This is a genomic window from Sphingomonas sp. Tas61C01, from assembly GCF_052567495.1.
The window spans coordinates 3,582,568-3,603,829 of record NZ_CP199583.1 but is presented as its reverse complement, the minus strand read 5'-3'; the positions used below and the strand labels follow the sequence as shown (position 1 = coordinate 3,603,829).

Genomic DNA, 21,262 nt, shown 5'->3' with positions numbered 1-21,262 from the left:
CGCAATATCATCTCGCAGGCCCTGCTGGCGGCACCGTCGGGAGCTGGCGAAACGGCGTATCTGGGCCGGACGGTAAACTAACCCCCCCCGGCACGATACGGCGTGACGCTCCGAGCCAAATAGTGACAATTCAGGCAGTACCCAATTCCCGATCAGGTTCGACTAGAAGTGCCCGTCCCGTCTGGAGGCGGGACGGGCCTCGATCAGAACCGCCCTCGGACGCCCACCAGAACCGTGCGACCCGGATTATACTCGTTGAAGGTCGCGTTCGGGAATTGGAAGTAGCTGCTCTGCGCTTCCTTGTTGATGTTGATGACGTTGACCACCAGCGTCGGCAGGTAATCGTTGTCGAGGATCTTGCCGAGATCGATGTTCCCCGAAAAATCGAGCTGCCCGTAATCACGGCCGAAGATCGCCGCCGAGGGGATGCCGTTTTGGTTGAGGCCGGAGTTCTGCGAGCCTTCGTTGTAGGTGTAGGTAAGCCGGGCCGAGATGCCGTGGCCTTCGTAATAGCCGGTCGCGGTGTAGGTGGTCGGCGCCACGCCCAGCGCGATCGCCGGTGCGCCGGTGCCTTCGCCCTTTTGGTCGATGAAGGTGAGGTTGCCTTGGAAGCCGAAGCCGCGGACACCGATATACTGGGTGACGAAGTCGAGCGGCTGGGTCAGCTGGAATTCGAGCCCGTTGACCTTCAGCTTGCCGTCGGCGTTGACCTGCTGCTGGAGCTGGATGAGCGCCTGTTCCGGCGCCACCCCGGTGCCGGCGACCCGCGCCCGCAGCGCGTCCTGCTGCGCCTGGGTCAGCGACGCGAAGGTGATGCCGAACGGCTCCAGCGTCGAAAAGGGCACGGTGTTGATGCCGTTGACGGTGAACCCGGTGATCGACTTGCGGAACGCCGCGAACGCGATCACCCCCTCGCCGCCGGTGTAATATTCGAAGCCCAGGTCGATGTTATCCGACAGGTACGGATTGAGCGCGTTGTTGCCCAACGTCCCGACATCCGCCGACGGCTGCACGAAGCTCGCGCCCGGCAACAGCTGGTTGGGATCGGGGCGCGTCAACGTCCGTGAAATCGACGCCCGCGCCACCGCCTTGCGACCGAAGCTGTAGGCCACGTTCGCAGAAGGCAGGAAGTTGGAATAGAGCCGGTTGGTCGTGGTGAAGCTGGTCAACACGGGATAGCAGGAGCCGTCCAGCGCGAAGGTCGGGCTGACCCCGGGGCAGGTCACGCCACCGCGAGTATTGCGCGGATCGGGGATGCTGGTGCGGCCACCGACGATCTGCTGGGTGCGGACATAGCGGACGCCGCCGTTCAAACGGATCGTATCGTCGTCGCCGACGTCGATGATGCCGTTCATCTCGGCGAAGGTGCCGGTCACCTTCTCGCGGATCAGGCCGCCATTGGCGCCGCTGCTGCCCGCACCGGTCTCGGTGGCGCCGGCGAGCAGCTGATCGTAGCTGGTGGCGGCCTTGAACTTGTTCCAGTCGACGGTGATGAACCCGCCGGGGCCAGGCAGCAGGAAGCCCGGCACCGCGGCGGTCGGGACCACCGAGCCGCCATACACCAGCGGCGGCGCGCCGGCGGAGAAGCCGGTGCCGTAGGCGGCATAGGTCGGGTAGCCGGGGGGCGCGACGGTGCCGGGCAGGTTGGCGCCGTCGCAGATCGGCTGCCGGTTGGGGCCGGGCAGCACGACGTTCGGATTGTTGCCGCAGATCAGCGCCTGCCACGGATTGGTGTTGTCGAACGGCGTGATCCGCCGGCTGGTGTCGTCGAAAGCTCCACCGACGCGGACGCTGAATCGCTTCTCGTCGCCGAACAGCAGGCTGCCGCGGATGCCCTTGGTCTTGGTGTCGCGCTCCTCGCCGTTGAGGTTGACGCGGCCGCCGCCGGCCCAACCGAAATTCGCCGGATCGTTGAGGTCGATATTGGCGGCGATCGTCGGGATGCCGCCGTTGTTGGTGTAATCGACGGTCACGCCGCTGCTCGGCGGGGTGATCACCAGCACCGTCGGGCTTTCGCGACGGAAATGGCTCTTTGTGTAGTTCGCCTGGATGTCGCCCTTGATGAAGTCGTTGATCACGAATTCGGCGCCGGGATTGACCCCCCAATAATCCTGACGGTCGCGGTATGGACGATATTCGAGGAAGAATTGCGAATTGGCGAAGGTGCCCCCGGTCACGGTGCAGCCGGCGGTGCAATCGGTCTTGTCGTAGGTGGTGTTGAGCGGGATCGCGGCGCCGTTCCGCACCACCCAGTTCATCGACGTCCGCGTGAAATCGGTTTCGCGCTTGGCGTACATGCCGTCGACGTAGAAATGGAACGCGTCGCTCGGCCGGTATTCGAACGAGGCGAGGCCGTTATAGCGGGTGCGCTCGCCGATCTCGGTACGTGGCCGGCCGAGCCGCGGTAGCAGGCCGTTGTCGATCTGGTCGATCGTCGCGCCGGGGTTGCGACCCAGCAGGAACGCCTCGTCGATCACGGTGCCGGTGGTCAGGCCGTTGCCGGCGTTGGCGGGCACCGTGCCCGGAATCGTGAAGTTGCCGCCGCCGGTTCCGTTGCGGGTGCCGGTGGTGCGCTGCGCCGCCGTCAGATTGGGGTTGGTCCAGCCGATGGTCTCGAAGCCGTCGACCCGGAACCGGTTCTTGACCGCCGCGCCGCCGATCAGCAGCCCGAAGTCGCCGAACGTCGCGCTCGCCAGCGCATAGCCGCGATAGCCCCATTTGTCGGCCTTGCTGACCTTCGATCCCTGGAAGCCGTAGCTGACATAGGGCTTTGGGTTGTCGAACGGACGCGCGGAACGCAGGTTCACGGTGCCGGCGGCGCCGCCCTCGACCTGGCTGGCGGTCGGCGATTTGCTGACGGTCAGCTGGGTGAAGAGCTCGGTCGGGATCAGATCGAGATCCACCTCGCGGTTGGTGCTCTGCGCGTCGAACCGCACCGATGCGATCGCGACCGGCGCGCCGTTGAGCAGGACGCGGGTGAAGTTGGTGCCGAGCCCGCGGATCGCGACGTTCGATCCTTCGCCGGTGACCTCGCGCGCGATCGTGACGCCGGGGATGCGGTTGACCGATTCCGCGATGTTGGTGTCGGGAAACTTGCCGATGTCCTCGGCGAAGATGGTGTCGGTGAAGCCGACGGAATCGCGCTTGGCATTGGCCTGGCTCTCCAGCGAGGCGCGGTAACCGGTGACGACGATGTCGCCGTTGCCGGTCGCCGATGGATCGGCGGGGGCTTGCGCGGTATCGTCGATCTGGGTCGGCTGAGTGGCGCCGGCACCCTGCGCCGTCGGCGCGCTCTGGTCCTCAGAAGTGGCGTTGGCGGACGCGGACGGAACGGCCTGTTCCGAACTCTGCGCCAGCGCAGGCCAGGCAGAGCCGCACAGCAGCACCGCGGTGATCAACGCGCCAGAGCGCACCCGACGTGACGAAAGCTCCATCTCATCCTCCCTGTGATCGCCCGTAGGCACCCGAGTGTTCCCGGTAACATCGCAACTTGACCCGAGCCGGCAAAGATTGTCAATTGCCACTTTCCGCGGCGTACGATTGCGTCGCGGCCCTCGCGGATAGCGACAAGGATGGAATGACGACGCGGGACATGACGGTGCTTCGCAGTCCGACCATTCGTGACGTCGCCCGCCATGCCGGGGTTTCGCACATGACGGTGTCGCGCGTGATCAACGGCGATCGCGCGGTCCGGCACGCCACGCGCGCATCGGTAGAGGCATCGATCGAGGCGCTGCGCTTCTCCCCCAACCTCGCGGCGCGCGCGCTCTCGGGCGCGCGGCAGGTCCGTGTCGCGCTCCTGCACCGGTTTCCCAATCCCGGTTCGTTGGGCGAGTTCCTGATCTGCCTCTCGCAGGCGGCGAGCCGCGCGCATGCGATTCTAACCTTCTGCGAAGTGACGGGAGCGGAACCGGATGGCGCAATAGTCGACGACCTGGTCGCGCGCGGGATCCAGGGGGTGATCCTCGCGCCGCCGCTCGGAGATGTCGTCGATCTGGTGGCCGCGTTGCGTCGGGCGGGGATGGCGATCGTCGCGACCGGCTCGACCCATGGCAACCTGGGCGTCCGCTCGATCGGGATCGACGATTGCGCGGCCGCTAAGGAGATGACGGCGCATCTGCTGAAGCTCGGGCATCGCCGGATCGGCTTCGTGAAAGGGCGGGAAACCCACGCGTCGAGCAGGTACCGGCTACAGGGCTATCGGGATGCGCTGCACGCGGGCGGTGTCGCGCCCGACGATGCGCTGATCGTGGACGGCAACTATGATTATCAATCGGGCATGCAGGCAGCGGACAAGCTTCTCGCGCTATCGGACCCGCCGACCGCTATCTTCGCGAGCAACGACGACATGGCGGCGGCCGCGGTGTCGGTGGCGCATCGCCGCGGCATCGACGTGCCGTCGGATCTGTCGATCTGCGGTTTCGATGATACGTCGCTGGCGACCACCATCTGGCCAACCCTCACGACGGTACGTCGACCGACCGCCGACCTTACCGAGGTGGCATTCAGGCTCGTCGTGCAAGTGATCGCGAGCGATCGACCAAGCGCAAAGCCGGACAACGTCGTTCTCGAACACGTGATCGTCCTGCGCGAATCCCACGGTCCGCCGCGTAACGCGCACGATGGGTCGGCGGGTCTCCGCTAAATGGGCACACAGCCAAACGCCGCCTCGTGCGGCATCGCGCGCACAACGAACAAATGAGGATGTCCATGCGAGATCTGCTTCCCGCAATCGGCCTGATGCTGACGACCCTCACGACTGCGTTGGTCGGCAGCGCCGATGCGCAGACGTCGCCGGCACCTCGCCTGGAACGTCGTGGCGAGGCGACCCAGTTGATCGTGGCCGGCAAGCCGTTCCTCGTGCTCGGCGGCGAGACCCACAATTCGAGCAGCAGCGACTTGGCCTACATGGCGCCGATTTGGCCCAAACTGAAGGCGATGAACCTCAACACGGTCCTCGTTCCCGTGGCTTGGGAGACGATCGAGCCGCACGAAGGACGCTTCGATTTCAGCAACGTCGACGGCCTGCTGAAAGGCGCGCGCGAGCACGATCTTCGCCTCGTCATCCTTTGGTTCGGCACGTGGAAGAACACGTATTCGAGCTATGTACCAGCGTGGGTCAAGCGCGATCAGGCGCGGTTCGAACGCGTTCAGACGAGCGACGGACGCGGGACCGAACGATTGTCGCCCTTCTCTGCCGCTTCGCGCGATGCCGACGCGCGCGCCTTCGCGCAGCTGATGCGGCACCTGCGGGCGGTGGACGGTGCACGCCAGACGGTCTTGTTCGTCCAGGTCGAGAATGAAGTCGGGATCATCCCGGAATCGCGGGACCATTCCGCCCCCGCGGAAGCCGCCTTCGCTGCCCCCGTTCCCGAGGCATTGATCCGGCACTTGGGGCAGCATCGCACTACCCTTCATCCGCAACTGCGCGCGGCATGGGAAGCGGCCGGTGCGCGGACTGCCGGATCATGGCAAGAGGTCTTCGGCACCGGCAGTGCGACCGACGCGCTGTTCATGTCGTGGTGGTATGCGACCTATATCGAGAAGGTGACCGCCGCGGGGAAGGCCGAATACGCACTTCCCATGTTCACCAACGCGGCATTGATTCGGCCGAATTACGAACCGGGCCAATATAATTCGGGCGGCCCGCTGCCGATCTCGCTCGACATCTGGAAGGCGGGGGCGCCGTCGCTCGATTTCCTCGCGCCGGACATCTACTTCGAGGATTACGCCCACTGGGCGTCCGAGTACCGTCGAGCGGACAACCCGTTGTTCGTACCGGAGGCGCGCGGCCGCGCCGGCGGCGCCGCCAATGCGCTCTACACGATCGGCGCGATGAAGGGGCTCGGCTTTTCCCCGTTCGGCGTCGACGGCCAGGGCGTCGTGCTGGCCGGCGACGTGAGCGTCGGCCTTGATGCGGGCGCTGCCGGTGACGTGGCGATGACCGCGATCTACGGCCAATTGGCGCGCCTTGCACCGCTCGTGCTCCAGAAGCAGGCCGAGGGGAAGATCGAAACCGTGATCATGGAAGGATCGGCACAGCGCGCCGGCCGAGTCCGGATCGGCGATTACATCGCGACCATCACGCGCGCGAACGGCTCCAGCGGCGATATCGACCAGGCCAGCCGCATCGCCGCCATGTTCCTCCAGTCCGGTCCTGACGAGTTCCTCGTGGTAGGCAGCGGAGACGGGCAGATCAGCTTTACGAGCGACGGGGGCGCCCGCACGATCGTCGGGATCGAGAGCATCGACGAGCAGATCCTGCGCGATGCCGGTGCGGTGACCGGCCGCCGCCTCAACGGCGACGAAACCGGCCAGGGCCAATCGCTGCGGCTGTTCGCGGCCGATGCTGCCGACCACAAGGTGTACCGCGTTCGTCTCTATCGGTATCGATGACCGTTGTCCGGGTTGCGCGGAGATGAGGGTAGGTGGAACATCAGCCGGTCGAGGCTGGCCTAACTTGCTGCCAGCGCACACGCCCTGATTAGCTGATACTAGCTGGACCCGGGCGCCATGTGCTACGCCTCCATAAGGTGGACCGTCCCCGCGATAATTGAGGTCTAATAAGCGTTGCGACGGACCAATAGCGGCCGGAAGCTATGGCGTCCGCTACCGGGTGTGATGGCGTCCACCTATCAAGCTTCACCGGCACCGGCTTTTGGCCCTTGTTTGTCATCCCTCGTCGAAAGTGGCTCGATGCCCATTGCTACTCACCATCGGGGGGAGCGGCACGTTTAGCTGGTCCATATCGAAAGCTGGCGAGGGCCTTTCAAGCCTGCCCGCTAGGTGATTGGCTAGGACCAAGGCGGCACGTTCGCGCATGGCGGCAAACTTCGGCCCGTCAGCGATGGCGTCCAGTAGCTGGTTAGGGAGGTTGGTTATGGTCATGATCATACAGCTATGTTCCCCGTTCGTTCAGATTAAATCAAGAGCTGCTTCTCGACGGCGAAAATGAGGAAGGCCCGCCCGGTCGGACAAAGGCCGTGGCAAGGGTGCGAGCACTTACGTCAACAAACACAAGCGTTTATTAGATAAGTTATTGCCCGTGTCCGCCTTTGACCATTAATCTCGGTTATCAGATACGATTAATCATGGTTTGATCGATCCACGCCCAAGAGGCCTTATGAAAAACTTCATCACAGCATTCATGTCGCTGACTGCCGCGCCAGCGGTTGCAGAGACAATTGATTTCACGCCACTCGCCTATAGTGGCGATTCTACCATTCCCGATCGGAAATATAGTTCGGTCGTCGGGGGTGACTATGAATTCACGGCGCTAGAGCCAGCCTTTATACCGTTGATTGTTCGTCCAAGCAACAACCCCAACAATGCAGACCTTGGTGGCGCAACATTGGGAATAAGTACATTCGGTCAAGCACTTGGCTTCTCATTCTCTCGGGGGCGACCGTAACGGCCGCTTACCTTTATCAGTCCAACAGCAATGTTAATGGTGACCAGCCAGTCTCGTTCAGCGGAACCGACCTAACGTTCTCGTCGAACATCGTTAATCCTAGCGCGACGTTCCTGAACTCATCCCGTGCCGATGTAACGTCGATCGTTGCGTCGATTGTGAACAGCGGCCTTGGTGGAACCTATGATTTCACCGTTGGGAAGGGGGGCGTCCGGCGTAACCGATGGTACGGCGCTTGTCGTGGTTTACAGCCTCGCTTCATTGGCGGCGCAAACGGTCACGGGATTATGAAGCAGATGGATATCGTACTTCACTGTCCATTCCCCATTCGACCGTCGGAACACGGATGGTGTTAAACGCCATATATCCCATAATGTTTGAGTATCGATGCTAAGTTTCATACATTCTGTTTCAGGTTTTGCATGATCTAAGACAATGTACTGGAATGGTGTATAGCGTGCTGCCCGGTCACCGTACGCTCGCACCTTGGAACTGCTTTTGCACCGCGTCACGCGCGTACGGTTCAACTAGCGGACCAAGCCGCACCGGCTCACCGTCTCTGTTGTAATCCATTCGTCTCCCCACGCGGCATCATTGCCCGACACCGCCGGCGTCGCAACGTGATTTCATGTTGTAGGTTGGCTTGTGGGTCGCGGATGCGATCGCACGGAAAACCGTGCGATTACAGCGGTCTATAAGGGAAAGTGGCGGAGAGGGTGGGATTCGAACCCACGGTACCCGCGAGGGCACGCCGCATTTCGAGTGCGGTACATTCGACCACTCTGCCACCTCTCCGCGAGGACGATCGCCCTCCTTGTGCAGGGGGGCGGGCCAGTCGAGGGCGGGCTCCTATCGCAGACGATCTCGGTGCGCAAGCGGCTCGGCTTGTGCGGCGCGAAACAACCACTAGATTGATGCGATGCCACGTCACGACCCAACGACCCCGGCCAAGGCCGCCCAGATCGCCGCCGCGCCGTCGATCGCCCATGCGCGCTTCTCGATCGGCGAAATTGTGCGCCACCGGATGTTCGATTTCCGCGGGGTGATCTTCGACGTCGATCCGGTGTTCGCGAACACCGACGAATGGTACGACGCGATCCCCGAGGGCGTGCGCCCCAAGAAGGACCAGCCCTTCTACCACCTGCTCGCCGAGAACGCCGAATCGAGCTATGTCGCCTATGTCAGCCAGCAAAATCTGGTGCCCGACGACAGCGACGAGCCGATCGATCACCCTGCGATCGCCGGCTTGTTCACCAACTTCGCCGACGGCCGCTACGCATTGAAGCGCGAGCACCGCCACTAGCAGCCGCTGCGAGTGCGCGGGCGCCGACGAAAACCGGGCGCGCGGGGCGCTTGGCGGTTGACAGCGGCGGTGCCCTCTTATAGCTGCCGCCGCTCATCTCGCCGGGCTTGCCCGTGCGGGCGACTGTATTTTGGGAAGTGACTAGAGCCATGTTCGCGATCGTGCGCACGGGCGGCAAGCAGTATCGCGTCGCCGCCGGAGACAAGATCGTCGTCGAGAAGATCGACGGCGAAGCAGGAGCGTCGGTGACGCTCGGCGACGTCCTGCTCGCGGGCGAAGGCTCCGAGCTTCGGTCGGTCGAGGGGTTCACCGTCGCCGCCGAGATCATCGCTCAGGCGAAGGCCGACAAGGTCATCGTCTTCAAGAAGCGTCGCCGCCACAATTATCGCCGCAAGAACGGCCATCGCCAGCAGCACACGATCCTGAAGATCGTCAGCCTCGGTGGTGAGCAGTCCAAGTCCTCCGCGGGCAACGCCCCGGCGGCCCAGGCGTAAGGAGTAGTTTCAGATGGCACATAAGAAAGCAGGCGGCTCCTCGCGCAACGGTCGCGATTCGGCCGGCCGTCGCCTCGGGGTCAAGAAGTTCGGTGGCCAGGAGTGCGTCGCCGGCAACATCCTCGTGCGTCAGCGCGGGACCAAATTCTATCCGGGTCGCAACGTGGGTATCGGCACCGACCATACCCTGTTCGCGCTCGTCGACGGTCGCGTGACCTTCGCGGTCGGCAAACTCGGTCGAAAGTTCTGTTCGGTCGAAATGGCGATTGCGGCCGAATAACATCGGGTAACTAGCCGGGTTGCCCACCAGGGTGACCCGGGTTCCGGCAACGGAACCGAACCAACAAGGGAGGCGGGTCATCCCGGCTCCCTTTTTTATTGCTCCCTCGGCCTCTGCTGTCTCGGGCGCGTCATGGTGACGTGCCAGCGCAGCGGAGCGATCATGCGAGGAGAGCGCCGATGTTCGCCCGGACGAGAAGACTGACGTTACGCCCCGGCTGGCCCGAGGATGCAGCGGTGCTGGCCAAGCTGGTCGCGCCTGGGGCGGTCGCGCCGCCCGGATCGAGCGATGGTGCCGAAATGGTCGAGCTGCTGATCTGCGCGCACGAAGGCGGCACGCCGCGACTGATCGGCGCGATCGCGCTCGCCCCGCAGAGCGGGTCGCACGAGCTGGCCTTCTGGCTGATCCCCGATACGTGGGGCCGCGGCTATGCGACCGAGGCCGCGCAGGCGGTCGTCGAGATGGCGCGCCATGCACTGCCGATCCGCCGGCTCTCCGCGACGTGCGCCGCCGGCGACACGGCGTCCGCGCGCGTGCTCCGCAAGCTCGGCTTCCGCGACACCGGTGCTCGGCGCGCGGACGGACCGGTCGTCTTCGAATTGGAGGTTGATTGCCAACCCACGACGATGCCGATCGCCGCCTGAGCGGGTCGGCGGTCGGGCCGTTTCGGCTTGCCGCCGCATGTCATCGAAGTTGGTGGACAGGGCTGGAGGTGAGCCCATTCCATACCTCTCTCCGTAAGCCTCTGCAGTCGCTTGTACATTTCATGCAATGTGTACCAAGGTATATGCCACATTTATTGATCGTATCTCGTAGCCAGCTGGCGACTACAGAGAAGATGATTCGCTCTATCTTGTCCGCCTTTTCCTATCTTGAGAGGCGAGCCGTGGTAGCAAATCTCGGGTGGATCGCCGCTCACGATATCTGCCAACCAGTGAGCTGAAAATAGCCTCACATTGTCTAGCCGACACGATCTTACAGCCTTGGTTGTAGCGTAGGAGCCTTAGGATTTTGAGGCATGATCGTGTTCGGGCCGCCTTGAGCGGCAACACGGCGCTGCTGGTACCCGGCGGGGCTGTGCAGGCATCGCCGGTGTACGCACGGTGGTGGGTCGTCCGGCAGGCCTAGATAGCTCGACCATCATTAGGATTGGAGGACAACAATGGCCTAGCCAGATTGGACGATGTTTGCAGCTGCGGAACAGGCCATCGTTGACGCGTTGCGCGCCGACACGGGGCAAGAAACGACCGCTCCAAATGTTACACGGAGTATCTCGCACCCTGCAAGCGCGTCGAGATTTTTTCGGCTAGCGCTGCCGTCAACGGCTCGTAAGCAGGCGTTGATGCCTCCCGCTCCCATGCCACAATGCACCATTGGCCTATGGCAGATTGCCAGCCGCTCCACCGTTTAGCGGGCAAACTCCAGCGCAGCGCGCCGCTTCGGCGTTTCGCTAATCGGCTGGCCGGCGTACTCGCGGATGCCCCAAGCGCCAGATTTCCCGATGGCGCCAGTTGCCGAATACAGCGTCGTCGTGTCTTTCAGGATCGTCTTCATGTCCGTTAGGTAGCGCTTGTAGATGTCATACATCATCGAGCTGCGCTGCATCTGCGCCGCTGTGTCGGCGTTCGCATCTGGCGGGATGATATGCTGACCGCCCTCGTAGGTGATGTAGCGAAGCCCGTATTTGTCGGCAGCAGCTTTGTTTTCGGCGGCCTTCGCGACCGAGTTGGCACGAGCCGCCTCCAGAGAGACGAAGAGCGTGAACAGGTCGGTGACACCTGCGTTGGCGCCGCTGAAGAAGCTGTGCCCGAAATATGGAGCCGTCGCCAAAGCATCAACCCACTGTGCGGTGTCGCGGAAAGCCAGAAGATTGCGCGCTAACCACGGGTTGTCGCTTTGGGAACTTACGACCCGCACCAGTCGTGTCGGATCGTCCGCGAACGCTGCAGTGAGGATCTTGTGCATCCACACCGATTTCTCGGCATAGCGAAGGAAGTTGTTGGAGTATTTGTCTGTCGATAGACCCTCGGCGATACCTTCGTTGAGCGCTTGGGTCGCGACTGGGAATGCGAAGTTCCACACCTCGTTCGACAGCTCGATATAGGCGCGGTGCCCCGGGGCGAGCCGATCGTGGATCAGCTTGCCCATGTTGCGGACATAGGTTTCGTCGGCATTCCACGGCACTGTGAACCAAGGGTCCGAGCCCGCCGCGTTTGCCAAATCGATCATCTGCTCCAGAGGCACGCCGTCCCAGCCCGTCGGCGACAGCCATCCTGGAACCGCGCGGGTATCCCACGTGACGCTAGCGGGATTGCCGTTGGTGTTAGACCAATCCAGGTAACGTAGCACGGCGTAGGGCTTCAGGTCGTCGACAGCGCGCTTGTCGAACTCGCCGACGACCTCGAGGCCTGGCTCGCGACAGTCGAGGTTCCTAAATGGATCGGTCGCGTTGGCATCCTGCAGATAGACCATGATGTTGGGTCGCCCGGTCGGGTTCTTGACCCGATCGAATGCCGGCCACGTAAACGACACACGCTTGTTGGATGCCCCTGCCCGCACATCGCCGTCGAGCCTCACAGCACCACTACCTTCCCAGGTGCAGGTGACTGCGGTCGCTACGCCGGACAGGACGGTTTGCGGCGCGTTGAGGTACAGCACGCCGCCGCTCGAGGGATTGCCTTCCTTGGTCAGCTTCTCCGCCGCCATGTTGGTCCAGCCGGCGCTCGGATCACGCCAGCCGCCGGAGCGGAGCGCGAGGTTCGCAAAGGTGCGCTCGGTATTGTAATAGATGCTCGGCGCGACGTTGATCGCGAGTTCGAACGCCGGTTTCGTCGGGATTCTAGCGGGCGTCAGGACCGCCGCGGGCGTTGGGGTCGGCGTCGGAGTCGGCGATGGCGTCGGCGTTGGCGCAGGTGTGGGCGTAGGCGCAGGCGTCGGCGCCGGCGTGGGAGACGGCGTCGGGGTGGGAGCTGGCGTCGGCGCAGGAGTCGGCGTGACCGTCGCGACCGGAGTCGGCGTCGGTGCCGGCGTTGCAGTGCCCGAGGGAACGACCGTCACCGATCCCGTTGTAGCCGGAGTGGAGGCGCCACCGCCGCCGCCACCGCAGGCTGCCAGCAGCGTCGCTCCCGACAAAGCGAACCATGTTCGCATATTGTGCTTCGCTGCGCCGAGACTTGTTGCGTTCGCGACGCCGAACATGCTCTTGCGATTCACCCGTTTGCTCCCGAATTTGATGAGAGCAGTTTACCCGCGGGTGGTAATCAAACGATGAAGTTGGAGGTCGATTGGGATGACTTGCGAATTTAATCCAGTAATAACCAAATATAAATCTTCCCTAAACCTTAATTACGACGTCGGTAACCATTATGCAATATTGAGCACTAGGTGTTATACTGGCTAATGCGGCCTTTGGTGTTAATGGTTAGCAGATCATGCCGATGGCAGGACGATGTAGGCCGAGAACGGCACTTGGCTATTCCGCTTCGTCGACGGCGTGATGACCGAGGTCGCTGTCGAACGGTGGCTGATTGGGGCAGAAGCGGTGCCCTTCACCGCAACCGGGCCGCAGAACGACTGCGGCTATGTAGTTGAGTTCAGTCGAAAGGAGGTTATCGCGATGGGATCGGGCGCGTGGCGGACGGGGGGAGTGGCTCGCGAGCACCTCGCCACAGCATCCGCTCGCCGGCTTCTAGCGCCACCGCATCAGATGGACCGAAATCTATCGGGCTTATACGGGGCGGTATGACACCAGGCGCCGGCCGCCACCCGATCAGATATCTGCCGCAACTTGATGGCCTGCGCGCCGTCGCTGTGCTCCTGGTTGTCGCCAGCCACATTATTAGCCTAGCGATACCGGGCGTATCTGGCGTGACTCTGTTCTTCTTCATCAGCGGCTTCATCATCACGCGCATGATGCTCGCGGAGCCGACTGGCCGGCTTCTCCCGTTCTAGATTCGTCGGTTCTTTCGCTTGTTCCCGACGCTACTCGCCTATGTGCTCGCATCGCTTGCGGTGATGCCCGCGTTCGGACACCCGCCGGCATGGCTCGGGGCTGCCGCAGCGCTGCTTTTTTTGACGAACTACTCGCCATTTGCCCCAACCGGCTACTTCACCCTGACGTGGAGCCTGTCGGTCGAGGAACACTCGTATCTGTTGTTCCCGTTGACGATGCTGGTGCTCCGACAGCGAGCGCAGATCGCGATTGTGGTATGCATCGTCGCCTGTCTAGCGCTGCGCTTGTACTTTGCGGGCACCATCCCCGACGGCACAATTCAAGGCGCCTCGCACTTCCGGCTAGACTCGATCGCATGAAGATGCCTGCCGTCGATGATGATACATCGGCATCACGAGCCGCTCTACGGCCGAACGTTAAACTTCATGAGCAGCCGCACGGGTGTGATTATTGGCTATCGCAGTTGCAAGACGCTTTTGTGCATCAGCATCCCTTTGCAATTAGCAGGCAAGTTCGATGTGGCATCTGTTCGCAGGCTGGTCCTGTGCAGCTTGAAGCGGGCCGCGGCCGAGAGATGCAAGGACCGGATAGTCACGCACGGTGCGAGGCTAGGAGGCGACTAGCCAGAATGGCGTTCCGCACCGTAAGGAGGCAGCGATGTTGAAACTCGCGATCTTCGTAAGCGTGCCGTTCTTTCTAGGGCTGTTCGCCTTCTACGTGGCGATCAGCCCCAGCTGGCGCTTGCCTGTCGTCAAACGACTCGCCTTCGTGGGCGCATATTGCCTAGGCGTCACGTTCTTCAGTCCCTCAGTGCCGATCCATCTGGCACTCTGCAGCCTGACCGTGCCGCTGTTCGCGCATCGACGGGAAGAGATCCCGCCGGTCTACTTGTTCGCGCTCCTCGCGCTTCCGAGCTTGCAGCTTACGATGGGCATCGGCTCCATCCAGCTCTTGCCGATCACGGGGTTCAGCGCTCTGGGGATCGGCGCACTGGTCTGGGCAACCGTCAAGGGTGAGCGGGGAGATACTAAATCATATCTTGCTGGGATCTGTATCGCTGCCCTCTTCTGCATGATCGTGTTTGGCGCCGCACGGGGCACTTCCGCGACCAACTACCTCCGGGTGATCGTCAACACATCGCTGTCGTTCCTCATGCCGTTCTACATCGTTCGGCGGTGCGTGAAGTCGCCGAACGATGCCCGGCTGCTCATCGTCGGGCTCATAGCGGTGACGGCCGCTCTATCCGCGGTGGCGATCTACGAGGCCAAGGCCGCCTGGCCGCTATTCCGCGGGGTTTACGATCACTACGGCATCACTCTTAGCAGCGGCGCCAGCGTCAAGATGCGTGGCGGGTACCTGCGTTCTCCGGGTACCTTCATCGAGCCGACGTCGTTTGCGCTCTGGCTTGCGATCGGCACGGGCGCGTTGCTGGCTGCTCCGTGGCTCTTCCGTTCTAAATTGAATTATACGCTTCTGCGCATCTTCCTTTTGGCGGGACTATTTGCTCCGCAGTCACGTGGAGCGTTCATCGGATTGATCGTTTTCTTCGCTGTTCATCAGCTTGTGAACGGACGATCCGTGAATGTCGTCAAACCGGCTATTTTTGCCGGCGGAGCGGCGTTGATGTTTTACTGCCTCGCGCTTTTCGTACCGGCGATCGGCAACATGGTCGGCCTCAACAGCACGGGCGCCATTAATCGTGATTATCGTCAGGACCTGTTCTCGCGAGGAATCGAAGAGGCCAAACATCATCTGATCCTCGGGACCGACTACGGATCGGTCACCTATGCTCTTCGCGACCTGGTGCAGGGTGAGGGCATTGTCGATTTCGTCAACAGTTACTTGTCGACCCTACTCGTCACCGGTCTTGTTGGCTTGTTCCTCTTCGTTTTCGCCCTGTTTGCTCCGCTGCCTGCGATGTACCGGCTTGCTCGTTCGTCGAGCGCGCAGGATCGAGCGGCGCCGGCATTTGTTGTCGCCGCGCTTGGTTCAATAATCGTCATGATTGCCTTCACCGCTCTTGGAGGGCGGACCATCAGCGGCATCTGCATCTTGATCGGCCTCAGCGGCTCTCTCTTGAACGCGCGCCGAAGCCCAGTGGTTCGTTCCGACGAACGCACATTAGGTCGCCGCGCTGGCGTGGTGCCGATCGGGGGCCCGCCCAGCCCCGACAAGCCGATCGTGCATCACACCGCCTAGCGACGCCGGCGCTGTTTTTCGCAGAAGCAAGCGAAGCACTGATCCTCATCGATAGGTTTCTGGTTCCCGCAAGCACAGATGCGGTCATCAGCATATTCGTCATCGCTGACGCGGCCCGCGATCCAAATGGCCTTCAGCCTGCTGACCGCTTTCAGCGCCGCGCCGAGAAGTGGGTATGACCTCATGCCTCTGGCTTCATGAAGAAGCCAGCACACGTCAAGGCGCGCGCGGTGAAGCATGCGTCGGCGAATCGGAGGGAACGTTCGCCGTTGGATTGTGCAGGTTGCTGAGCTAGCAGGAGGCTCGGCAGGGTGACGCTGTACTAGCCCGCGATCGCAAGGGCGTGATCGGCGGCGGGTTCGATGCGAGATGGGGATACGATGAGCAGAGCTGATGCGGCCAATCCAGAGGCTGAGAAACTGCGGGATTTCCCACTGCTCGACTGGTTGCGCTTCGTCCTCGCGTCGACGGTTCTTCTCACCCACGAGGGCATCAAGTACGGACCGATCAATGGCGGGCTTGCCGTTGCCGTGTTTTTGGCCCTGAGCGGGTGGCTGATCGGTGGCATCCTTTTCAAAAGCGATCGCGGCGACTTGCCCCGTTTTTTCTACAATCGGGCAACGCGGATCTGGGCGCCATACTTAACGGCGATCGTCCTTCTGTACGGGGCTGCGGCGGTCCGTGAGGGGGTGGATGCAAACTGGCTCAAGTACCTGTTCTACGATGTGACCTTCACGCATTACAATTTCGCCGAATTTCCCCGTGCGTCGCTCGAGATGCCGTTGAAGGGCACAGGCAACGCCTTTTGGAGCCTGTCAGTCGAAGAGCAGTTCTATCTCGCGGCCCCACTTCTGATGCTATTTACCCGATGGGGGAAGCGACTGGAAACTTGGGCGATCATCGCGGTTGCGCTACTGGCGCTCCAATCGATGTGGGCGCCGATCGCCGTTGGCGTGTTTGCTGCCGGGCTCAACCAACGGCGTGCAATAGTAGCAACGAGCACAAGCCGCTGGTTGGCAGCTGCTGGCGCGCTTGCCGCCCTTGCGGGCATCTTCTGGCACGACGTCGAGCCGTTTCGTTCGTTGTTTTCTATCGGCGTCGTTTTGGCCTTGACTGCGCCAGGGCGCAGAGGGCGCTTGGGGAAGTTTCTTGGCGGCATCTCGTTCCCGCTCTATCTGAACCAGTGGATTGGCGGCTTCACCGTTAACGCTGTTTCCCGCTACCTCCTGCCAATCCCGAGTGCGGTCGTCGTGCCGCTGATCTTCATCGTCAGCGTTGGCGCAGCGGTCGCCACCTGGCTGGCTGTCGACTATCCAGTAATGCGCTATCGTGACGCTTGGTACACGCCCGGGCGCGGTCGCTCACTCGGGATTGCAGCTTACATCATCGTCGGCGTTGGCCTCACAGGCGGGATGATCCTCAAGGCAATAGCGCGCTGATCGGGAGTGTATTCGGAAGGGTCAACCCGGCCGGCGATCCAGATAGCGCAGACCATACGCCGTGCCCCGCGGAACAGCCTTAGCGGCGCGTGATAGATTGCGAGCGCAATTTCCTTTCCCCACGTCGCCAACGCCCGAGCACATGTCAATTGACGAAGATCAGCGGACGGCGATCTCATCTAGGACAGTCCGACGCTTGCGCGTCTCGGCGTCAATCGGTTGGCGAGCGTTACGCCCGCCGGGTTGCCATTCCTATTTGACTAGTCGACGATCGGTTCATCGGCACCTTAACCTTTTCACAAATATTTAAGGGCTACTCAAAATTGCGGATGCTTCGGCTTTCTCCCAATCGTACGCGGCAGCCAAATTGCCTGACCTAGTTCATCCTGATAAATAGCTGGGTCGGGATCCGCTGCCGTCGTCGTGCTTCAAGCAAGTCGTCAAGCTCGCTCAAGCGTTCCCGCGAGAGCTCTAGCTGCTGCGCTATCTCGAAGTCCGGCCACTCAGAGCTAGCGATTTATGCTCCGCGACACTCCGCGTCGCGGATGCGATCCTCGAACCACCTTTGCACAAGCTGCCGGGCGGCGGCGCTATCAAGCTCAGCGCATTTGATCATATCGAACGCTTCCCGTACCTTAGCGGCAAGGATCACGGCCAACTTCTCGGCACCACGGAGGCCACAGTCGCTCAAGGAGCGACGAACCGCGCGAAGTCTCAAGCGGGGCCGAACATCCTCAGGCCCCCGCAGACGCAGGTGATAGATGCCGTTTCTGATTTGAAGGTGCGGGACACGGCTTCCGCTCATGCGGCGCGTCCCGGCCAATGACACCACGTCACTTGGGTCGACCCAGCCGATACGATTCCCTCGGCTGAACGGGCGCTGCAAGGAAGCGTGTACCACGTTGTGTACCAACGCGATCGCAGCCAGGGAAGCAATTTCCCGAAGCCATTGTAAGAATTGGAGAAATCGGCAGTTTGGTGGACAGGGCTGGATTCGAACCAGCGTACGCTTGCACGGGCAGATTTACAGTCTGCTGCCTTTAACCACTCGGCCACCTGTCCAGATGGGCCGCTTTTCAGAGCGAGGCGGCTCCATGGCGAAGCGGGACGCGGCTGTCAACGCGGGTCGGCACGCTTGGCTTCGCTTGCGTACCGCCGACCGCCCCCGTAGCACCGCGATCGACATCGATCGTTCGGGAGGTTCCATGCGCCGTTCACTGTTCGTCGCCGCCGCGGCGGTCGCCCTGATGCCCGTCCACGCAGGCGCGCAGGACAAGGCGGCGGTCAACCGGATCATCGACGAAGGCACCAACCACAGCCAGGTGATGATCACCGCCCAACACCTGTCCGACGTGATCGGCCCGCGGCTCACCAATTCGCCGGGCATGCGCAAGGCCGAGGATTGGACCGCCGGCAAGTTCGGCGAGTGGGGACTGAAGAACGTCCACAAGGAAGGGTTCGCATTCGGCCGCGGCTGGACCATCGAGCGCGCGTCGGTGCGGATGCTGACGCCGCGCCCGGTGCAGCTGACCGCCATCCCGATCGCGTGGACCCCGCCCACCAACGGCGCGCTGGCCGCACCGATCGTCGTCGCGCCGATGAAGCGCGAACGCGATTTCGACAAGTGGCGCGGGCAGCTGCGCGGCAAGATCGTGCTGACGACGCTGCCGGTCGCGGCGGCCGACTCCACCGAGCCGGTGACCAAGCGCCTCTCCAGCGAGGATCTGGCGAAGCTCGACCAATTCCAGCAGCCGGTAAACGATCCCGATGCCGCGGATCGGCGGCTGAAGCGGCTCGATTTCGCGGCCAAGCTCGACGCGTTCCTAAAGGCGGAGGGCGCGGTGGCGATGGCGACGATGGCGTACCGCGACGGCAATCTCGTCAGCGGCGAAGGCTATCTGTTCGGCAAGCGCGAGACCGCCACCCTCCCCGCGGTGCAGATCGGCCAGGAGGATTATCTGCGGCTCGCCCGGCTCGCGAAATCCGGACCGGCGCCGACGCTGGAGATCTTCAGCGACGTGCGCTTCGACGACACCGACGAGCAGGCCTACAACATCGTCGCGGAGATCCCCGGCACCGATCCGAAGGCCGGCTATGTGATGGCCGGCGCGCACCTCGACAGCTGGGTTGCGGGCGACGGCGCCGCGGACAACGGCGCGGGCAGCGCGATGATCATGGAGGCCGCGCGGATCATCGCCGCGACCGGGGTCCGGCCCAAGCGCACCATCCGCTTCGCACTGTGGGCGGGCGAGGAACAGGGGCTGCTCGGGTCGATGGCCTATGTCGAAAAGCACCTCGCGACCCGCGGCGCGCCCGCCGCCGCCGGCAGCCCGCCGGAAAACGGCATGAAGCGCTTCTACGGCTGGACCAATCGCTGGCCAGTGACGCCGCAGCCCGGCTATGGCGATCTCGCCGCCTATTTCAACATCGACAACGGCTCGGGCAAGCTGCGCGGCCTCTATGCCGAGCGCAACCCGGCGGTGGTGCCGATCTTCCGCGAATGGCTGGCGCCGTTCGCCGCGATGGGCGCGTCGACCGTGGCGCTGCGGCCGACCGGCGGCACCGATCACGTCTTCATGCAGGCGATCGGCGTGCCTGGCTTCCAGTTCATCCAGGATCCGCTCGATTACGGCAGCCGGGTTCATCACAGCGGCGTCGACACCTTCGATCACCTGAAGGCCGACGACATGCGCCAGGGATCGATCGTGCTCGCCTCGGTACTGGTTTCGGCCGCCAATGCCGAAAAGGCCTTGCCGCGTCCGCCGCTGCCGACCAAGCCCGGGGTCACCGATCCCTTCGCATATCCGGACGACGACGACTGATGGCCAAACGAGGACACCGACCCAGCACCGGCACCGCCGGACGGCCACGCTTCTGGGGGCGCCATGCGGTCACCGCGGCGCTCGCCAACCCCGAACGGATCGTCCGCAAGGTCTGGGGCACGCGGGAGGCGCTGGCGGCGCTCGATCTGCCGCCGGTGCTCCCGGTGACATTCGCCGACGTCGCCGATCTCGGCCGGCTGGTCCCGGCCGACGCGCCGCACCAGGGGCTGGTGGCCGAGGTCGATCCGCTCGAGGACATGTGGCTGGGCGATCTGCTGGCGCAGGGTCGCGACGATCAGCGTCCGCTGGTGGTGCTCGATCAGGTCACCGATCCGCACAATGTTGGCGCGATCCTGCGCTCGGCCGCCGCCTTCGACGCGCTCGGCATCGTCACTCAGGATCGTCACTCGCCGCCCGAATCGGGCACCGTCGCGCGTGCCGCGTCGGGGGCGCTGGAGACCACGCCCTGGGTGCGGGTCGTCAACCTCGCCCGCGCGCTGGAGGAGATCGCCGAGGCGGGCTTCTGGCGGATCGGGCTCACCGGCCATGCGACGCAGACGCTCGCCGAGGCGATGGGCGCGCAGCGGATCGCGATCGTTCTCGGTGCCGAGGGCGAAGGGATGCGGCAGAATACCGAGACGCATTGCGACGAGCTCGCCAAGCTGCCGATCAGTGGCAAGGTCGAAAGCCTCAACGTATCCAACGCCGCCGCGGTCGCGCTCTATGCGGTGGCCGCGCGCGGCTGAGGAGCGCCGGCAGTGACCGCGTTCATCCTCGATCTGATCGCGGCGGGCGGCTATTTCGGCATCTTCCTGCTGATGGCGCTCGAGAATGTCGTCCCGCCGATCCCCTCGGAGGTGATCATGGGGCTGGGCGGCATGGCGGTGGCACGCGGCGACATGGCGCTGGTGCCGCTGGTGCTGATCGCGACCGCGGGCACCACCGCGGGCAATTGCTTCTGGTACGTGATCGGGCGGCGGCTCGGCTATCATCGGCTGCGCCCGTTCGTCGATCGCCACGGCCGCTGGCTGACGCTCGAATGGAGCGATGTCGAGCGGCTCCACCGCTTCTTCGAACGCAATGGCGGCTGGGTGATCTTCGTGTTCCGCTTCATGCCGACCTTCCGGACGATGATCTCGCTGCCCGCGGGGATGACGCGAATGCCGGTCTGGCGCTTTCTGGCCTGGACCTATGCGGGCAGCCTGATCTGGAACACCGTGCTCGCCTGGGCGGGGATCTGGTTCGGGTCGCGATTCGACCGGCTGCAGGATTATGTCGGCCCGGTGGTGATCGCGATCAGCGTCGCGATGGTCGTCGCCTATCTTTGGCGGGTCGCGACCTGGCGGCCGCGCGGGTGAGCGC

18 protein-coding genes and 2 tRNA genes are annotated in these 21,262 nt (G+C 63.2%); 14 read left to right on the top strand and 6 right to left on the bottom strand.

The window, feature by feature from the left end; genetic code table 11:
• Window positions 1–203: 203 nt before the first annotated feature.
• Window positions 204–3,434, bottom strand: a complete 3,231-nt coding sequence (locus ACT009_RS16875) for a TonB-dependent receptor (protein ID WP_445192206.1) — start codon at window positions 3,432–3,434, stop codon at window positions 204–206.
• Between the two features lie 143 nt (window positions 3,435–3,577).
• On the opposite strand from ACT009_RS16875, the gene ACT009_RS16870 reads away from it, so the two are divergent.
• Both ACT009_RS16870 and ACT009_RS16865 read left to right on the top strand, forming a co-directional pair.
• A complete protein-coding gene (locus ACT009_RS16870) occupies window positions 3,578–4,645 on the top strand; it encodes a LacI family DNA-binding transcriptional regulator (RefSeq protein ID WP_445192205.1) in 1,068 nt (355 codons plus the stop codon).
• Window positions 4,646–4,710: 65 nt separating this feature from the next.
• Window positions 4,711–6,396, top strand: coding sequence for a GH35 family beta-galactosidase (locus ACT009_RS16865; protein WP_445192204.1), 1,686 nt, complete (start codon window positions 4,711–4,713; stop codon window positions 6,394–6,396).
• A 276-nt stretch (window positions 6,397–6,672) separates the two neighbouring features.
• Here the strand turns inward: ACT009_RS16865 and ACT009_RS16860 are convergent, their stop codons facing one another.
• The gene (locus ACT009_RS16860) at window positions 6,673–6,822 is read right to left on the bottom strand and encodes a DUF6771 family protein (protein WP_445194130.1); all 150 of its coding nucleotides are present in this window, start codon (window positions 6,820–6,822) and stop codon (window positions 6,673–6,675) included.
• 301 nt (window positions 6,823–7,123) lie between these two features.
• On the opposite strand from ACT009_RS16860, the gene ACT009_RS16855 reads away from it, so the two are divergent.
• Window positions 7,124–7,411 carry a hypothetical protein gene (locus tag ACT009_RS16855; protein WP_445192203.1) on the top strand — a complete coding sequence of 96 codons (288 nt, stop codon included), beginning with the start codon at window positions 7,124–7,126 and terminating at the stop codon, window positions 7,409–7,411.
• 705 nt (window positions 7,412–8,116) lie between these two features.
• On the opposite strand, the gene ACT009_RS16850 is transcribed toward ACT009_RS16855, so the two are convergent.
• Window positions 8,117–8,206, bottom strand: a tRNA-Ser gene (locus ACT009_RS16850).
• Between the two features lie 124 nt (window positions 8,207–8,330).
• Between ACT009_RS16850 and hspQ the strand changes: the two genes are divergently transcribed.
• From hspQ to ACT009_RS16830, 4 genes are all read left to right on the top strand, one after another.
• Window positions 8,331–8,714: a heat shock protein HspQ gene (hspQ, locus tag ACT009_RS16845; RefSeq protein WP_445192202.1), complete on the top strand. Its 384-nt coding sequence runs from the start codon at window positions 8,331–8,333 to the stop codon at window positions 8,712–8,714.
• A gap of 149 nt (window positions 8,715–8,863) precedes the next feature.
• Entirely contained in the window at window positions 8,864–9,208 is a 345-nt protein-coding gene (gene rplU, locus ACT009_RS16840; RefSeq protein ID WP_445192201.1) for a 50S ribosomal protein L21, read from the top strand.
• 13 nt (window positions 9,209–9,221) lie between these two features.
• Window positions 9,222–9,488 (top strand): 50S ribosomal protein L27, encoded by a 267-nt coding sequence (rpmA, locus tag ACT009_RS16835; protein ID WP_445192200.1) that lies wholly within the window; start codon window positions 9,222–9,224, stop codon window positions 9,486–9,488.
• Between the two features lie 179 nt (window positions 9,489–9,667).
• Complete coding sequence (locus tag ACT009_RS16830) at window positions 9,668–10,132, top strand: GNAT family N-acetyltransferase (protein WP_445192199.1); 465 nt, start codon at window positions 9,668–9,670, stop codon at window positions 10,130–10,132.
• 763 nt (window positions 10,133–10,895) lie between these two features.
• Here the strand turns inward: ACT009_RS16830 and ACT009_RS16825 are convergent.
• Window positions 10,896–12,701 (bottom strand): hypothetical protein, encoded by a 1,806-nt coding sequence (locus tag ACT009_RS16825; RefSeq protein WP_445192198.1) that lies wholly within the window; start codon window positions 12,699–12,701, stop codon window positions 10,896–10,898.
• Between the two features lie 528 nt (window positions 12,702–13,229).
• On the opposite strand from ACT009_RS16825, the gene ACT009_RS16820 reads away from it, so the two are divergent.
• From ACT009_RS16820 to ACT009_RS16805, 4 genes are all read left to right on the top strand, one after another.
• Window positions 13,230–13,439 carry an acyltransferase family protein gene (locus ACT009_RS16820; RefSeq protein ID WP_445192197.1) on the top strand — a complete coding sequence of 70 codons (210 nt, stop codon included), beginning with the start codon at window positions 13,230–13,232 and terminating at the stop codon, window positions 13,437–13,439.
• 18 nt (window positions 13,440–13,457) lie between these two features.
• Window positions 13,458–13,799 carry a hypothetical protein gene (locus tag ACT009_RS16815; RefSeq protein ID WP_445192196.1) on the top strand — a complete coding sequence of 114 codons (342 nt, stop codon included), beginning with the start codon at window positions 13,458–13,460 and terminating at the stop codon, window positions 13,797–13,799.
• A gap of 298 nt (window positions 13,800–14,097) precedes the next feature.
• Entirely contained in the window at window positions 14,098–15,639 is a 1,542-nt protein-coding gene (locus tag ACT009_RS16810; protein ID WP_445192195.1) for an O-antigen ligase family protein, read from the top strand.
• Window positions 15,640–16,019: 380 nt separating this feature from the next.
• Window positions 16,020–17,078, top strand: a complete 1,059-nt coding sequence (locus ACT009_RS16805) for an acyltransferase family protein (protein ID WP_445192194.1) — start codon at window positions 16,020–16,022, stop codon at window positions 17,076–17,078.
• Between the two features lie 517 nt (window positions 17,079–17,595).
• Here ACT009_RS16805 and ACT009_RS16800 read toward each other — a convergent pair.
• Both ACT009_RS16800 and ACT009_RS16795 read right to left on the bottom strand, forming a co-directional pair.
• A complete protein-coding gene (locus tag ACT009_RS16800; protein WP_445192193.1) occupies window positions 17,596–17,883 on the bottom strand; it encodes a DUF6538 domain-containing protein in 288 nt (95 codons plus the stop codon).
• Between the two features lie 171 nt (window positions 17,884–18,054).
• Window positions 18,055–18,140 (bottom strand) — tRNA-Tyr (locus ACT009_RS16795).
• Window positions 18,141–18,283: 143 nt separating this feature from the next.
• On the opposite strand from ACT009_RS16795, the gene ACT009_RS16790 reads away from it, so the two are divergent.
• Genes ACT009_RS16790 through ACT009_RS16780 form a run of 3 tightly spaced genes read left to right on the top strand, consistent with a single transcriptional unit; the run spans window position 18,284 to window position 21,258 of the window.
• On the top strand, window positions 18,284–19,900 hold the full coding sequence (locus tag ACT009_RS16790) for a M20/M25/M40 family metallo-hydrolase (protein ID WP_445192192.1): 1,617 nt from the start codon (window positions 18,284–18,286) through the stop codon (window positions 19,898–19,900).
• Window positions 19,900–20,646: a 23S rRNA (guanosine(2251)-2'-O)-methyltransferase RlmB gene (gene rlmB / locus ACT009_RS16785; protein WP_445192191.1), complete on the top strand. Its 747-nt coding sequence runs from the start codon at window positions 19,900–19,902 to the stop codon at window positions 20,644–20,646. The genes ACT009_RS16790 and rlmB overlap by 1 nt, the downstream gene beginning before the upstream one ends.
• A gap of 12 nt (window positions 20,647–20,658) precedes the next feature.
• Window positions 20,659–21,258: a DedA family protein gene (locus ACT009_RS16780; RefSeq protein ID WP_445192190.1), complete on the top strand. Its 600-nt coding sequence runs from the start codon at window positions 20,659–20,661 to the stop codon at window positions 21,256–21,258.
• The last annotated feature ends 4 nt before the right edge of the window (window positions 21,259–21,262 follow it).

Coding starts and splice junctions, on each gene's coding strand:
- ACT009_RS16875 (WP_445192206.1), bottom strand. CDS start 3,434: ATGGAGCTTTCGTCACGTCGGGTGCGCTCTGGCGCGTTGATCACCGCG.
- ACT009_RS16870 (WP_445192205.1), top strand. CDS start 3,578: ATGACGACGCGGGACATGACGGTGCTTCGCAGTCCGACCATTCGTGAC.
- ACT009_RS16865 (WP_445192204.1), top strand. CDS start 4,711: ATGCGAGATCTGCTTCCCGCAATCGGCCTGATGCTGACGACCCTCACG.
- ACT009_RS16860 (WP_445194130.1), bottom strand. CDS start 6,822: ATGCGCGAACGTGCCGCCTTGGTCCTAGCCAATCACCTAGCGGGCAGG.
- ACT009_RS16855 (WP_445192203.1), top strand. CDS start 7,124: ATGAAAAACTTCATCACAGCATTCATGTCGCTGACTGCCGCGCCAGCG.
- hspQ (WP_445192202.1), top strand. CDS start 8,331: ATGCCACGTCACGACCCAACGACCCCGGCCAAGGCCGCCCAGATCGCC.
- rplU (WP_445192201.1), top strand. CDS start 8,864: ATGTTCGCGATCGTGCGCACGGGCGGCAAGCAGTATCGCGTCGCCGCC.
- rpmA (WP_445192200.1), top strand. CDS start 9,222: ATGGCACATAAGAAAGCAGGCGGCTCCTCGCGCAACGGTCGCGATTCG.
- ACT009_RS16830 (WP_445192199.1), top strand. CDS start 9,668: ATGTTCGCCCGGACGAGAAGACTGACGTTACGCCCCGGCTGGCCCGAG.
- ACT009_RS16820 (WP_445192197.1), top strand. CDS start 13,230: ATGACACCAGGCGCCGGCCGCCACCCGATCAGATATCTGCCGCAACTT.
- ACT009_RS16810 (WP_445192195.1), top strand. CDS start 14,098: ATGTTGAAACTCGCGATCTTCGTAAGCGTGCCGTTCTTTCTAGGGCTG.
- ACT009_RS16805 (WP_445192194.1), top strand. CDS start 16,020: ATGAGCAGAGCTGATGCGGCCAATCCAGAGGCTGAGAAACTGCGGGAT.
- ACT009_RS16800 (WP_445192193.1), bottom strand. CDS start 17,883: ATGAGCGGAAGCCGTGTCCCGCACCTTCAAATCAGAAACGGCATCTAT.
- ACT009_RS16790 (WP_445192192.1), top strand. CDS start 18,284: ATGCGCCGTTCACTGTTCGTCGCCGCCGCGGCGGTCGCCCTGATGCCC.
- rlmB (WP_445192191.1), top strand. CDS start 19,900: ATGGCCAAACGAGGACACCGACCCAGCACCGGCACCGCCGGACGGCCA.